Source organism: Flaviramulus multivorans (assembly GCF_021728415.1).
Lineage (GTDB): Bacteria > Bacteroidota > Bacteroidia > Flavobacteriales > Flavobacteriaceae > Sabulilitoribacter > Sabulilitoribacter multivorans.
On record NZ_JAKKDV010000003.1, the window covers coordinates 78,099 to 93,736 of the forward strand.

A 15,638-nucleotide genomic window follows, 5' to 3' on the forward strand; every position below is an offset into this window, starting at 1 on the left:
CTCTCAACTAAATTAGATTTACCATGGTTACTTAAAATGGCATGGCGCGATGCTAAAGCAAGTCGGATGCGTTTGCTATTATTTACAGCATCTATCGTATTGGGAATTGCGGCTGTGGTTTCCATTCAGTTGTTTCGTGATAATCTACAGGACAATATTAAAAACCAGTCCAAATCATTAATGGGTGCAGATTATCTCATTGACATTAACGAAACGCCCAATGAACGTGCACAAGCCATTATCGATTCGTTAAACCCTGTTGCATCCGAAGTCAATTTTGTTTCCATGGTGGTCTTTCCTAAAAATGGAGGGACTAAATTAGCGCGTGTTCGTGCAATTGAAGGCCCTTTTCCCATTTATGGAAAAATGGTAACACAACCCGAAGATGCTGCAACTACCTATCAGCAAAAAGGTGGTGCTTTAGTAGATGCAACCTTGTTATTGCAGTATGATATTAAAACAGGAGATTCTATAAAAGTAGGGGAGTTGACCTTGCCTGTAGTTGGATCTTTAAGCAGTATGCCAGGAAATTCGGCAGTAACCTCTTCGGTTGCTCCTCCAGTGGTGATTCCTAGGCATTTGGTTGGTGAGACCAATTTATTGCAATTCGGGAGTCGAAAAGAATACCAATACTTTTATAAAGCGACATCAGAAACGGATTTCATACAACTTGAAAATACATTAGAACCGATGCTCGATGCAGAGCGTGCCGATTTAGATACACATACCAGCACAAGCAGACGTTTGGGAAGACGCTATGAAAACATGGGCAAGTTTCTCAATCTTGTGGCTTTTATTGCCTTACTTCTAGGATGTGTAGGCATTGCCAGTTCTGTACATATTTACATTCGTGAAAAATTAACGCATATTGCAGTTCTAAAATGTTTAGGAGCGTCGCGACAACAAAGTTTCTTAATTTATCTCATTCAAATTGCTGGTATCGGAATATTGGGAGGTGTTTTAGGTGGCGCCATTGGCATTGTTATACAAGAATCCTTCCCTTATATCCTAAAAGAATTTTTACCCTTTGATGTAGACATTACAATAACGGTTCAACCACTGATTTTTGGAATAGTATTAGGGTTTTTAATTGCTGTGCTCTTCGCTTTATTATCATTACTTAATACCTGGTATGTATCACCATTACAAGCGTTACGCATCAGTGATACGAGCACTCAAAAAACACCTAAACAAGCCAAACTTATTGTATTTGCGCTCATCATTGTTTTTCTTTTTCTGTTTTCGTACTGGTTGCTCGACAATGTACTATACGCTATTGCGTTTGTGGTTGGTATGCTGATCACCTTTGCTATTTTGGCAGGAATTGCAACGTTGACCATGAAAATGATAAAGGCTTGGTTTCCTAAAACTTGGGGTTATACAACACGACAAAGTTTATTAAACCTCTTTAGACCTAATAACCAAACCTTAGTGCTTATCGTTGCTATAGGTTTGGGTACATTTTTAATCAGCACCCTATATTTTACAAAAGATATTTTGTTGTCTAAGACTGCCATAGGAGACAGTTCTGGTAAAGCTAATATTATAATAATAGATGTACAGCCCGAACAAACCGAGGCTATAGAAAAAACCATTGCAGCCAATCAAATGGAAATAATAGACAATATTCCATTGGTGACCATGCGTATTCATAGTAGAAATGGTGTAGAAGCAAATGAAGCAGAGCAGGATAGCACCCTCAGAATTAGACGTTGGGTATATAATCATGAATTTAGAACAACGTATCGCAATCATTTAGTTGCTTCCGAAGAACTACTGGAAGGAGAATGGACTCCTGAGGTCAATTCTGGTGATGTCATTCCAATTTCAATTTCAGAGAATGTTGCAGAATCTGCAAAAGTTACGGTTGGTGACAACATTGTTTTTAATGTACAAGGTGTACTTATGGAAACCGTAGTAGGTAGTATTCGTATGGTAGATTGGGGACAATTACAACTTAATTTTAATATTCTATTCCCTAAAGGTGTATTGGAAAACGCTCCACAATTTACAGTGTTATCTACAAATGCACCTACAGAGGCAAGTTCAGCGCAACTGCAACGTACTGTTGTTGCTGATTTTCCTAACGTTACCATTATTGATTTAAGACAAGTGTTTACCATTGTAGATGATATCTTAAGCAAGGTCTCTTGGATCATCAATTTTATGGCATTCTTTAGTATCATTACTGGTATTATTGTATTGATTGGCTCAGTGCGTACAAGTAAACATCAGCGTATAAAAGAAAGTGTTCTACTCAGAACTTTAGGAGCAAAAAACCAACAAATTTTAAGAATTACTGCTTTAGAGTATCTATTACTTGGTATGGTAGGGAGTTTAGTAGGTATTTTATTGGCATTAGTTAGTGCGCTGCTGTTGGCACTTTTTGTATTTAGGGAAGCTTTTGTGCCTTCTATAATTCCGTTTGTGGTGTTTTTACCTGCAATTTCAGTTTTGGTGTTAGGTATAGGCTTAAGTAATATTAGAGGTGTATTGAATAGTTCTCCTTTAGAAATATTACGAAGGGAGGTTTAGATAATTAAACATTTGTACTATAATGTTCTGCGTTATGTAACTTGAGCTTTGGTTAAAAGCGAAAGTTGTTACTACAGTTTCTTTAAAAAATTTATTCTAAAATGTTTCTTCTACAAGGTTAATGGAACACTCTTTTTACGCAGCGACGATAGGAGAGTAGGAATGTGTGTGGAATGGTGTAATATGTAACATTTATATTATATTTGATTTTCTTATATTACAGTTAAGAAAATTATTTACCAATCTTTTACATAGCTTCAAATGACACAAGCAGATAGAATTATTGCAATTCAAGAAATTAAAAATAATCCAGATAGTAAAACTGAAGAGGTTAGAATAATAAATTACAATGGAGAAATAAAGCCTTATCCTGTTTATTTAATCCCATTGGAATATTTAGTTTATAATGTTGTCAATGGCAGAATAAGAAGTAGAACGAGATCTCATGAGGAAAGATTTGGAGCACTAGATCCTAGCAACGATGATGACGCAACAATTATTGAGCAATTTCTTTTTGATTCAGCCAAAGGTAGAAATGAAAAAACATTAGAGAGTATTGAAGAAATTGGTCAGCAAGAATCGGGAATAATCACAGAAGATGGTGTAGTTATAGATGGTAATAGAAGGTCTTTACTTCTAAGAATGATTAATAGAAAAAATAACTCTAACACTAAGTTTAAGGCTGTTATTTTAGAGGATAAGTTACAAGATAATATTCAAGAAATAATCAAGTTAGAGACTTCATATCAAATGGGAGTTGATAGCAAAGTTGATTATAATCCAATTGAAAAATATATTAGATGCAAGGAGCTTAATGAATATTACAGTATCCAGCAAATATCCTCGATTATGGCTGAAGATGAGAAAAAAATTAATTCTTGGTTAGAGATTCTTAATTTGATGGATAATTATTTAACATATACTGGAACTCCTAATGTGTATACAAAATTAGATAAAAAAGAGGGTCATTTTGTTGATTTAGTGCAATATATAAGAAACTATGCTGGTGGTAATAACAATGTTAATTGGGAGTATTCTGATGCAGATGTGACTAAATTAAGAAATATTTATTTTGACTACATAAGGTTAGGTGTTCCTGTGATGAATGCACGTATAATTGCAAGACCTAATTTATCAAGAAGCTTTTTTTGCCATCATGATATTTGGTCAAGTTTTGTACAAGAACGGGATAATATAATTGATAATGTTCAAGAAATTAGCTTGCAAAAATTGCGTGAAGACAATCCTGAAGAAACAAACGAGAGTTTAATAAAGCAAGTTGAAGATAATTGGAAAGAACAAGTAGAAGCACCATTGAACGAAATATTCTTATACTATTCAGGTGTAATTGATGATTTTATTGCAGATTATGCTCCTCTTAGATTACTACAAAGAGCAAGAAACTCCTTATCTAGAATAGATTTAGAAAAATTAAACCATATTCGTGATAATGAAATTAATCTCTTGATTGGCGAGATTGAAGCTATAATTCATAAGATTAAATAATGGGAGAATTAAAATTGCCTGAACAAATTGGTAAACCACCAGTTGAAAATGCTATTGTTTTTATTCATGGATTAAATGGCAATGAAAAAACTTGGAATAAATTCTCAAATTGTTTACATAAAAATTGGGATGTTGATGATTGCTATGATTTAGAATACGAATGCTATACTGTTGAAATGGGATTACTAAAAAAAGTACCAATAGTAAGAAGTATTTATAGTGGTTTAAAAGGAGGTCCACAAGTAATTGAATTATCAAATCATCTAGGTAATACAATTGATGAAATATGTAAACAACATAAACGAGTTATTTTAGTAGCTCATAGTATGGGTGGTTTAATTGCCAGACAATATTTAGTTAATACATTAATAAATACAAAGACAACAGGTAAAGTAAAATGCCTATTTACTTATGCGACACCACACTATGGTTCAAAATTGGCAACTTTTTATAAACTATTATTAAAGCCAATCTTTACACCTTTGCATTACATATGGGGAAGCGGTAATTCTAAGCAAATAGTTGATATGTGCAGAACCAATTCCGAATTTTTAGAAGATTTAAATTCTGATTGGAACAAACTAGGATTAAATACAAAAATTGATTTTTTTAGAATATTTGGTGGCTATGATTGGGTAGTTGATAAAAAAAGTGCTTCAATGAGAGATAGTACTAACAAGAATGTAAAATTAGTTTCTAGTAAAAATCATTTTAATATCATAAGACCAAAAAATAAAAAGGATAGAGCATTTATCCCTTTTTACAATTATTTAAAAGAGTTTAAACGAAACTATGAAGAACAAGAAATGTTGGAAGAGGATAATTATTATGATGAAATTTTATAAATAATGACAGCAGTAGATTTTTTTTGTGGTGGAGGTGGTTTTTCTGAAGGATTTAGACAAGCTGGGATTAAAGTTATAGCGGCATATGATATATGGCAACCTGCTGTGGATACGCATAATGGTAACCATCCTGGTTGCAATGCTATAAAAATGGATGTCATAAAAATATCAAAATTATCAGATGAAGATTTTGAAGCTACAGTTCCAGATTCTGAAATTATTATAGGATCACCTCCGTGTACGGATTTTTCTAATTCTAATAAGTCTGGTAAAGGTGATAAGTCGAAAGGTATTGAATTAATTGAGGCTTATTTAAGAATTATAGCTAGAAAGAAATATAAAAAGAATTCAATTTTAAAATATTGGATTCTAGAAAATGTTCCAAAAGTTGAATCTCATATAAAAACTGAGTATAAACCTAGTAGCCTAAAACTAAAGGGTAAGTGGTCTTTGAAGGTCAAAAATGTTAATTCTGGTGTTTACCAAATGAAATATTATGGAGTACCTTCAAATAGAAAAAGATATTTTTGTGGTGATTTTCCAGAACCTGAAAAGGTTTTTTTAAGAGAGTCTGAAGTTATACCTTTAAAAAAAATTCTTAAGGCTCTCGGTGTACCTAAAACTAAATTAAATAAAAGAATTACAGATCCTAATTATAATTTTAGCACCAAAGGGAATAAGTTAACAGATCACCATTATTTTCATCCATTAGCTGATTTTGAATGGAAGAAGGCAAAACAATTGAAGCAAGATAAAGGTTATATGGGTAAAATGTCAATACCTGAAAATTTAGATAAGCCATCTCGTACAATTATGGCAACAATGTCTTTTTCTGCGAGGGAATCTTTTATTTTAAAATATAATACAAATGGCTTTAGAGCTCCAACTATTAGAGAAGTAGCTACTCTCATGAGTTTTCCTATTGACTATCAGTTTTATGGTAGTTCAGTATTGTCAAAATATAAATTAGTTGGAAATGCAGTTCCTCCAAAAATGTCTTTTGCTTTAGCAAAAGCTATCTTAAAGAAAGAAAGAAGAGATGTTTTAAATAAATATATTAAATTAAAGCATTCAAATAAAATAGAGCTTATTAACATAACAGAAGATATTCCTATTAACACTGAGAAAGTTAAGAGGCTAAATTCAAAATATAAGTATCATATTCCTTATTTTATTCATAAAGTCTTTAGAGTAGAACTTACTAATCATTATTCCGATTTTAAAAACGAGTCTTATCAATGGAATACTGAAATACATTACAGTCAAGGTAAAAGAATGAAGGTGTTTACTCCAGATTTCAATTTAATTATGTTAAATGATGACGACAAGAATAAGGCTGACTTATTTATTAATTCTACTTTAACTAAAGTAGTTTCTCATGAAAATTTACAAAAAGCATATTGTAATACTTCAAATTATCGGAAAGATAATAATATCATTGGACCAGATGAATTGTTAGTTATCATAAAAAATCATTTAGTAAAAGAGTACCGTTTTCATGATCCATTAAATTTAATTAATGTCGATTTTATTAATCAATCTATACCAAGACCAACATTAATTGGTTATTACATTCTGTCAAAAATATTAGAAAGTATTCCTAAGGTTAAAATTGAAAATAAAAAATCTAATTTTAAACTTGTGACCTCGTAATATTTTGGTCAAAACTGGAGTTTAAATAATTGATTAATACATCAATTATTTAAATCTGCCAGATGATGCGGCTGGGAAATAAAGCATTCATATTTTAGGCTATTCAAATGCAATTATCCAGTGGATGATTGGATTTGGATATAACACTTTAATAAAAAGTACGTTTCGATAAGAATCGCTGAGAATCGCATATAGGATTTTTTCTTGAGCTTTGTATAGAATATGAAAAAAATAAATTATTGTTTTTTCATTATAAACCACAATTAGCTTGTACATAATTATTAACGATATAAAACACTGCGTGTCATTATATCTATAATTATGTCAAATATCGCCCAAAAGCGCTATTTCGCTAATTGTTGTAAAATGTACTATAATTAATATTATGTAAAATAGAATATTTTAACACTCTCCTAACTCATAAATAAAATTTCTAGTCTTATATTTGCTCCGCTTTTATTGCTACGTGTGAATAAAATGAAACCAAAACCAAATAAAACTAACAAGTCGCGTTTACAGCTTCTACATCAGTATTATAATTATACTGGCTTTTATAAGTTTGTTTGGAATGCCATAATAAAAGCACTTCCTTACATTGTTATTGCGGTTGTTCTTATTTATACAGTCAATCATTTTTTTGATATTAATGCGGCTTTAATTCGTTTTACTGAAATTTTACCAGCTTATGGTGTTTTAAGCTTCTTTTTTGTTTCTGAAACGCTTTTAGGATTAATTCCACCGGAAATTTTTATTGCTTGGGCAGGAAAAATGTATGCGCCTTGGTTATATTTAACGCTTTTAGCAATTTTATCGTACAGTGGCGGCTTATTATCTTATTGGATGGGACGCTCTATTACTAAAATGCCTTCGGTTCATAATTATTTAGAAACCAAGATGGAAAAGCAACTTAAAAACTCAAAAAAATGGGGTGGTTTTTTAATTATGGTTGGTGCAGTATTGCCACTGCCCTTTTCTATAGCTTGTATTGCCGCAGGGATTATAGAATTTCCTTTTAGAAACGTAATGGTTTACGGCTCCTTAAGATTTGTTCGTTTTTTAATCTACGGACTTATTATTTTCAATGTTTTATAAATTTTAAAAAAGTCTTAAAAGCTACTGTTTTTATGGTTTTGTGTTCTACTTTTGCACAAAAATAAATTAGTATGTTTTCCTTTGTTAATATATTTAGAATTGTTGCCTTTTTTGAAGGTGTTTCTTATATCCTTTTGCTGTTTATTGCAACGCCTATAAAGTATTTTGCGGACAATCCATATTTCGTAAAGCTTTTAGGTATGCCTCACGGAATGCTATTTATAGCCTACGTAGCACTGGCGTTTGTTATTAGGAATGATGTTAATTGGAATAAAAAACAGTTTATCATCGTACTTTTAGCATCTATCATTCCATTTGGTACATTTTATATTGACAGAAAATATTTTAAATCAACAACACGATAAATGGATTCATTAAAACATTTACTATACGATTATTTACTATCAGTTGGTACATCTGAGGTTATGGCTAAGTATTTGAACATGCTGGCACTGTTACTGGGATTGTTAATTATTGTTGCCATAACCGATTTTGTGGTTAGAAAATTAATACGAATTACGTTTATACAATTAGCTATTAAAACAAAAACGCGTTTTGATGACCTTTTAATCACCAATAAAGTGCCTAGAAACATTGCGCATATAATTCCTTTATTAATAGCAATAGAGATTATTCCAACGGTTTTCATTGACTTTCCTTCATTTGAAAATTTTGTTGAAAAGGGATTAATAGTATTTGCCATTGTTTTAGCGCTTTGGATAGTTAGAAGCCTATTAAATACCTTAAAAGATTACTTAAAAAGCTTGCCAGCATTTAAAGATAAACCCATAGATAGTTACATACAAGTGTTTATGATTTTTGCTTGGTTGGGTGGTTTTATGTCTGCAATAGCTATTATTACAGGCATTCCATTTATACAGTTTGCCACAGGGTTGGGTGCTATTTCTGCAGTTCTTATTCTGGTTTTTAAAGATACCATATTAGGATTCGTTGCCAGTATTCAAGTGTCCATTAATGATATGGTACGAATTGGTGACTGGATAACTTTTGAGAAATATGGCGCTGATGGAGATGTGATTGAAATAAATCTAGCCACAGTGAAAGTTCAAAACTTTGATAAGACGATAACAACCATTCCTACATATGCCTTAATTTCTGATTCGTTTAAAAACTGGAGAGGAATGACGAATTCTGGTGGCAGACGAATTAAAAGAGCCCTTTTTATTGAACAAGAAGGTGTAAAATATCTGACAGAAGCCGAAGTTGACAAGCTTAAAAATATACAACTACTCACCTCTTATTTAGAAACTAGACAAGGTGATATTGCTTCGTACAATAAAGAGCATAACGTTAATAAAGAGTTGCTTCTAAACGGAAGGAACCTAACTAATATAGGAGTGTTTAGAAAATACATTGATAGCTATTTAAAACAACATTCTGCTATAAACAAAGACATGATGATTATGGCGAGACAATTAGAACCAACAACACAAGGTATTCCAATGGAAATTTATGCTTTTAGTAGTGATAAACGTTGGGAAAATTACGAATATATCATGTCTGATATTTTTGATCACCTTATAGCATCACTACCTTATTTTGATTTGGAAATTTTTGAATTGCCAAGTCATTCTAGTTTTAAGCAATCAAAAACTACTCAATAATTAGTTTCGATGTAAATTGATTATTAATTCTAAGTAAGTAGAGCCCTGGATTATAATTTTTTATAATTAAATCTACATCACTTACATTGTCATAATCACTATTAAGCATTTCTTCACCTAAGATGGAATACAACCTGACATTTTTTATGTCTTTGCCAGTAATATGTAGTTGTTTGGTTTCATTTATAGGATTAGGATATAGTTTAAAACCTTTGCTGATTTCGTTATTGATAGACAAAGGAGCGCCTAAATTTTCATTCCTTGCTAAAACTAAGGTTGTGCCATCATCAAAATTTATAACATTACCAGCTGCATCTGTTTGGTTTGCTACATTTCCAGAGCTTGGATGTTGAATAGATAAAAATAAGTATTTAAAATCGGGTGTAAAGGTAATACCTGTAGGCTCCGAACCTGTTGGAGAAATTCCAAAAATTTCAACATCAGGACTTGCTTGTGTATGCCCATTTTTCACAACCCATATATAAGCGTTACCGCTATCTTGAAGAACCCATAAATTTCCTTGTCCATCAAATGCTAAATTGTCGTTACCATTACCCCAAGCTACTGATGTTGTAGAACTTCCATCATTTATATCGTAACTCATCCCTCCTACATAGGTCTCCATGGTAACCGTTGATGTCGTTGTTTCTAAAACATCAGAATCTGAAAAACGATAAACTCGCCCTTCTCCTTTTACAGCAAAATAAACCATGCCATCTGGCCCTATTTCAACATCTTCGATACCATTAAATACAGTAGCTCCTGCTGCTGCACTTAACTCGATAGTTTTATTTCGATCATCTTGTGTAGTATTATTTATTTGTATCCAAGCACCTACTCCACTTTTAGAGCCTGAAAAAACATATAGATCACCAGAACTTAAATCCTGCGCTGTATTTGCCACAAACTTATATAGATATCCAGGATTAGAGTCGGCACCTTGATAAACCGTACGATCGTTTGAATGTATTACAACATTTTCATGTGCCATATTGCCCATTGCCCAATGTTTTCCAATAACAGTTTTTGTTGCTGGGTCAATTTCTACATTCCAACCAACATCATTATAGCCATCAAAATTAAAATCGATAAGATTTCCAGGTATATATGCAAACTCTTCGCAGGATATTACAGTTCCCCATGATGTAACGGTACCAGAACAGTTGGCAGCAGTATCTCCCCAAGCCGTAAAATCAATAGCTTGAGAGGCTGTAACTTCCCAAAGATTTGTGGTTCCGTTTAAATTTAAATCAAAAACCGTAACATCTCCTGGAGCTTTTTCGTGATTCAAACTTAAATAACCATTAGTACTACTATTGGCTATAGGAACATATCCCGTAAAATCTGGTGTATCTGGTAAGGTTCCGCCAGCAGTTAAAACATCTCCAGCTATAGCTAACATTTGAAATGTATGCGAACTAGGAATAACAAATGAGTCAATTGGTGAAGCCGGAGTTACTGAAGTAAAATCAGCAATATTTTGAGCATTTAGGCAGTGAAAGCCTAATAAAATGATTAGGGTTTTGAAGTGTAATTTTGATTGCATGGTTTGGTAAGTTAAAGATTATCAGAAAGTTATGAAATAATTTTGACATAGCATTCTGATGTTAATAACTTTATCAGTATACTCCTTAAAAAAATGCCCGCTAAATTTTAGCAGGCTCTTTTGTTTTAAACTTTTATATTAAATGTTTTTGGCTAACCAATCCCCTACTTCTTTGGTTCCATAGGCTTTACCACCATCTGCTAAGTCTTCAGTTACAATGCCTTCAGCTAAAGACTTGTTTACTACATCTCTGATGGCTTTTCCTTCATTAGGTAAGTTGAATGCAGTTTCAAACATCATAGCCGCTGAAAGTACAGTAGCTAAAGGATTTGCTATGTTTAAGCCAGTAGCTTGAGGGTAAGACCCGTGAATAGGTTCAAATAAAGCGATATCACTTCCCATTGAAGCCGAAGGCATTAATCCCATAGAACCCGATATTACGGAAGCTTCATCCGTTAAAATATCACCAAATAAGTTTTCAGTAATTAAAACATCATAGCTATTTGGCCATTGTACCAATCGCATCGCTACGGCATCAACAAACTCATAACTTACTTCAACTTCAGGATAGTCTTTTTCCATTGCCTGAACAGTTTCTCTCCAAAGTCTTGATGTTTCCAATACATTGGCTTTATCAACACAGCATAGCTTTTTTGAACGTGTCATTGCTAACTCAAATCCTTTTTTTGCTAATCGCTGAACTTCTTCGCGTGTGTAAACACAATTGTCATAAGCGGTTTCTCCACCATCTCTTCTCCCCTTTTCTCCAAAATATATGCCACCAGTAAGCTCTCTTAAAAACACTAAGTCAGTGCCTTCAATACGTTCTTTTTTTAATGGTGATTTATCTATTAAAGAAGGAAACGTAAATGTTGGACGCACATTAGCGAATAATCCTAATTTCTTTCGCATCTTTAGTAACCCTTGTTCTGGACGTACTTTAGCCGATGGGTCGTTATCAAACCTTGGATGCCCAATAGCGCCAAACAACACAGCATCAGAAGCTAAACATATTTCATGAGTTTCATCGGGATAAGGTTCACCTACGGCATCAATAGCTGCAGCACCCGTTAAGGCAGGTTTCCAGGTAATCTCATGGCCAAATTTTTTGGCAACAGCATCACTTACTTTTACTGCTTGATCAATAACTTCAGGTCCTATTCCGTCTCCGGCTAAAAGGGCTATATTAAATTTCATATATATTTAATTTGTAATAATATTTAACATTTTTTCAGTGGCCTTAATTGCCGACACGGTTTGATCGGAATCTAGTCCACGCGTTTTAAATTCTTTTTCTGAATTTTTCCACGTGATTATGGTTTCACATAAGGCATCAGAATGACTACCAGGAGGTATTCTAACCGCATAATCGATTAAATCTGGTAGTACTAATTTTTTCTTTTTGAAGATGCTTCTTATTGCATTCATAAAGGCATCAAACTGACCATCACCCTGAGCATGTTCTTCAAAAGTGTCATTTAAAATTGTAATTGAAACGGTGGTAGAAGGTTTTAATCCTTTGGAATGCGTTAATACATAGGAATTCACCTTTACCTTTTCTTCGTAAGTTCTATCTAAAACATCAGAAATGATATACGGTAAATCTTCTTTAGTAACCACTTGTTTTTTATCGCCTAATTCAATTATGCGCTGTGTAACTGCCTTTAAATCCTCGTCATTAAGCTGAAGCCCTAATTCTTGTAAATTCTTTTGAATATTAGCTTTTCCTGAAGCTTTTCCTAATGCATATTGACGTTTTCTACCAAAGCGTTCAGGCATTAAATCACTAAAATACAGATTCTTTTTATTATCACCATCCGCATGAATCCCGGCTGTTTGCGTAAATACGTTGGCACCAATTACAGGCTTATTGGCAGGAATTAATATACCTGAAAAGTTTTCTACCAATTTACTTACCGTGTAAAGCACTTTTTCATTTACACCAACTTCTATATGAGGCATAAAATCATTAATAACAGCAATGGTACTAGCCATAGGCGCATTTCCTGCACGTTCTCCCATACCATTAATAGTTAAATGCAAAGCATCAGCACCAGCTTTTAAACCTTCCATGGCATTTGAAACCCCTAAATCATAATCGTTATGTGCATGAAAATCAAAGTGTAATGCGGGGTATTTATCTTTTATATTTTTAATAAAAGTATAAGATTCAGAAGGCGTTAGGACTCCTAAAGTATCAGGAAGCATAATGCGTTTAACAGGTTGCGTAGCTAAAAACTCTAAATACTCATAAACGTAATCTTTAGAATTACGCATACCATTACTCCAATCTTCTAAATAAACATTGGTTTCAATACCTTTTGATTTTGCTAAATCAATATTATTTTTTATTTCATTAAAATGCTGATTTGGAGTCTTTTTAAGCTGATAAGTTAAATGATTTAATGAACCTTTTGTTAATAAGTTCTGCACTTTGGCTCCTGCTTTAATCATCCAATCGATAGATACTCCATTGTCAACAAAAGTTAGGACTTCCACCTTATCTAAATAACCGTTTTCTTTAGCCCAATCGGTTATATCTTTTACTGCTTGAAATTCGCCTTCTGATACTCTTGCAGACGCAATTTCGATACGGTCAACTTTTAATTCTTCTAATAAAAGCTTAGCAATGGTTAGTTTTTCGGAAGCAGAAAACGACACACCCGAGGTTTGTTCACCATCGCGTAATGTCGTATCCATTATTTCTATGCGCCGCTTAGTACTCATTTACAACAACAAATCGTTAGCAAATGACTCTATTTCACCTTTTATATTTTGCAGATAATCAATATCATCAAAACCATTCAGCATATTTTCTTTTTTGTAGCTGTTGATTTCGAAAGACTCTTGAGCTCCTGTAGATTTTATTGTAATTGTTTGGTTTGGCAGGTGTACTTCAATCTCTGTATTAGGGTCGTCATAAATAGCAGTGAATATTTTTTCTGAAAATTCAGGACTAACCTGAACTGGTAAAACACCAACATTCAAACAGTTGTTTCTGAAAATATCGGCAAAGAAACTTGAAACAACACATCTAAACCCATAATCGTAAACAGCCCAAGCAGCATGCTCTCGTGAAGAACCTGAACCGAAGTTCTTTCCTCCTACTAGTATTTTTCCAGAGTAGATTGGATTATTTAAAACGAAACTTTCTTTTGGAGAGCCATCATTATTATATCTCCAGTCTCTAAAAAGATTATCACCAAAACCTTCACGTTTGGTGGCTTTTAAGAAACGTGCAGGAATTATTTGATCGGTATCAACATTTTCTAAAGGTAATGGAACCGCTGTACTTGTTAATATATTGAATTTATCGTAAGCCATTTTTATATTATATTTTGTGTTTAATCGTTGATTTGTTTATGAAATTCAATGATTATAATAATTCTCTTGGATCGGTTACTACACCAGTAACTGCTGCTGCTGCTGCCACTAATGGACTTGCTAATAAGGTTCTGGAACCAGGACCTTGGCGCCCTTCAAAGTTTCTATTTGAAGTGCTTACCGCGTATTTTCCAGCAGGAATTTTGTCGTCATTCATAGCTAAACATGCAGAACAACCAGGTTGTCGTAATGTAAATCCAGCTTCAGTAATAATATCTAAAATACCTTCTTCTTTAATTTTATCTTCAACTTCATGTGAACCAGGAACTAACCAAGCAGTTACATGATCTGCTTTTTTCTTACCTTTTACAATAGAAGCGAAGGCACGAAAGTCTTCAATTCTACCATTGGTACAACTTCCTAAAAATACATAGTCAATTTTTTTACCAATCATAGCATCATTTTCGTTATAGCCCATGTAGTCTAATGACTTTTTGTAAGTAGCAACACCACCTTCTACTGCTTCAGCATCCGGGATTTGTTTTGAAATACCAATACCCATACCTGGATTGGTTCCGTAGGTAATCATAGGTTCAATATCGCTTGCATTGAATGTTAATTCTTTATCGAATTTAGCACCTTCATCAGTTTTTAGAGTTTTCCAATGTGCTACTGCTTTATCCCATGCTTCACCTTTAAGCGATAAGGGTTTGTCTTTTAAATAAGCAAATGTTGTTTCATCTGGCGCAATCATTCCTCCACGTGCTCCCATCTCGATAGATAAGTTACAAACAGTCATACGACCTTCCATAGTCATGTTTTCAAACACATCACCAGCGTATTCTACAAAATAACCTGTAGCTCCGGAAGTTGATAATTGCGAAATAATATAAAGTGCTACATCTTTAGGTGTAACACCTTTGCCTAATTGCCCATTCACATTAATGCGCATTTTTTTAGGTTTAGGTTGCATAATACACTGTGTAGAAAGAACCATCTCAACTTCAGAAGTACCAATTCCGAAGGCAATACAACCAAAAGCGCCATGTGTTGATGTGTGTGAATCACCACAAACGATGGTAGCTCCAGGGAATGTAATACCGTTTTCTGGACCCACTACGTGAACAATACCATTTTTTTGATGACCTAATCCCCAATGGCTAATGCCATATTCATTTGAGTTGTCTTCTAAAGCTTTTAATTGTTTTGCAGATAAAGGATCTTCAACCGGTAAATGCTGATTGATTGTTGGTGTATTATGATCTGCAGTCGCAAAAGTACGCTCTGGATATAACACTTTTAAACCTCTAGACTTTAGACCTAAAAATGCTACAGGACTTGTAACTTCATGTATAAAGTGACGATCAATAAAAAAAACATCAGGTCCACCTTCAATTTTTCTAACTACATGGGAGTCCCACACTTTGTCAAACAATGTACTACTCATAAATATCTTGATTTTTTATAATAACTTATTTAATGCTAAAAAGGATAACAAAGTTATGCTATATT

The 15,638-nt window shown here is 33.3% G+C and carries 12 protein-coding genes and 1 pseudogene; 8 read left to right on the plus strand and 5 right to left on the minus strand.

From position 1 onward, the window contains the following. Window positions 1-66: 66 nt before the first annotated feature. From L3X39_RS14790 to L3X39_RS08710, 8 genes and pseudogenes are all read left to right on the plus strand, one after another. Window positions 67-672 (plus strand): annotated as a pseudogene (locus tag L3X39_RS14790) (ABC transporter permease); the annotation flags it as partial. A 168-nt stretch (window positions 673-840) separates the two neighbouring features. After that, window positions 841-2,535, plus strand: coding sequence for an ABC transporter permease (locus L3X39_RS08680; RefSeq protein ID WP_379840238.1), 1,695 nt, complete (start codon window positions 841-843; stop codon window positions 2,533-2,535). Window positions 2,536-2,796: 261 nt separating this feature from the next. Continuing rightward, the gene (locus L3X39_RS08685) at window positions 2,797-4,041 is read left to right on the plus strand and encodes a hypothetical protein (protein ID WP_237231393.1); all 1,245 of its coding nucleotides are present in this window, start codon (window positions 2,797-2,799) and stop codon (window positions 4,039-4,041) included. After that, complete coding sequence (locus L3X39_RS08690) at window positions 4,041-4,886, plus strand: esterase/lipase family protein (protein ID WP_237231394.1); 846 nt, start codon at window positions 4,041-4,043, stop codon at window positions 4,884-4,886. The genes L3X39_RS08685 and L3X39_RS08690 overlap by 1 nt, the downstream gene beginning before the upstream one ends. Window positions 4,887-4,889: 3 nt before the next feature. Then, window positions 4,890-6,539, plus strand: a complete 1,650-nt coding sequence (locus tag L3X39_RS08695) for a DNA cytosine methyltransferase (RefSeq protein WP_237231395.1) — start codon at window positions 4,890-4,892, stop codon at window positions 6,537-6,539. A gap of 477 nt (window positions 6,540-7,016) precedes the next feature. Then, on the plus strand, window positions 7,017-7,631 hold the full coding sequence (locus tag L3X39_RS08700) for a YqaA family protein (protein WP_237231396.1): 615 nt from the start codon (window positions 7,017-7,019) through the stop codon (window positions 7,629-7,631). A gap of 71 nt (window positions 7,632-7,702) precedes the next feature. Then, a complete protein-coding gene (locus tag L3X39_RS08705; protein WP_237231397.1) occupies window positions 7,703-7,996 on the plus strand; it encodes a DUF3817 domain-containing protein in 294 nt (97 codons plus the stop codon). Continuing rightward, window positions 7,997-9,256 (plus strand): mechanosensitive ion channel family protein, encoded by a 1,260-nt coding sequence (locus tag L3X39_RS08710; RefSeq protein WP_237231398.1) that lies wholly within the window; start codon window positions 7,997-7,999, stop codon window positions 9,254-9,256. Here L3X39_RS08710 and L3X39_RS08715 read toward each other — a convergent pair. The 5 genes from L3X39_RS08715 to leuC all read right to left on the minus strand — a co-directional run bounded on the left by L3X39_RS08715 (window position 9,246) and on the right by leuC (window position 15,573). Beyond that, entirely contained in the window at window positions 9,246-10,802 is a 1,557-nt protein-coding gene (locus L3X39_RS08715; protein ID WP_237231399.1) for an alkaline phosphatase PhoX, read from the minus strand. The genes L3X39_RS08710 and L3X39_RS08715 overlap by 11 nt on opposite strands. A gap of 138 nt (window positions 10,803-10,940) precedes the next feature. Further along, window positions 10,941-11,999: a 3-isopropylmalate dehydrogenase gene (gene leuB, locus L3X39_RS08720; protein WP_237231400.1), complete on the minus strand. Its 1,059-nt coding sequence runs from the start codon at window positions 11,997-11,999 to the stop codon at window positions 10,941-10,943. Between the two features lie 6 nt (window positions 12,000-12,005). Beyond that, complete coding sequence (locus L3X39_RS08725; protein WP_237231401.1) at window positions 12,006-13,529, minus strand: hydroxymethylglutaryl-CoA lyase-like TIM-barrel protein; 1,524 nt, start codon at window positions 13,527-13,529, stop codon at window positions 12,006-12,008. Then, window positions 13,530-14,126, minus strand: coding sequence for a 3-isopropylmalate dehydratase small subunit (leuD, locus tag L3X39_RS08730; protein WP_237231402.1), 597 nt, complete (start codon window positions 14,124-14,126; stop codon window positions 13,530-13,532). A 52-nt stretch (window positions 14,127-14,178) separates the two neighbouring features. Next, a complete protein-coding gene (gene leuC / locus L3X39_RS08735) occupies window positions 14,179-15,573 on the minus strand; it encodes a 3-isopropylmalate dehydratase large subunit (RefSeq protein WP_237231403.1) in 1,395 nt (464 codons plus the stop codon). Window positions 15,574-15,638: the final 65 nt, after the last annotated feature.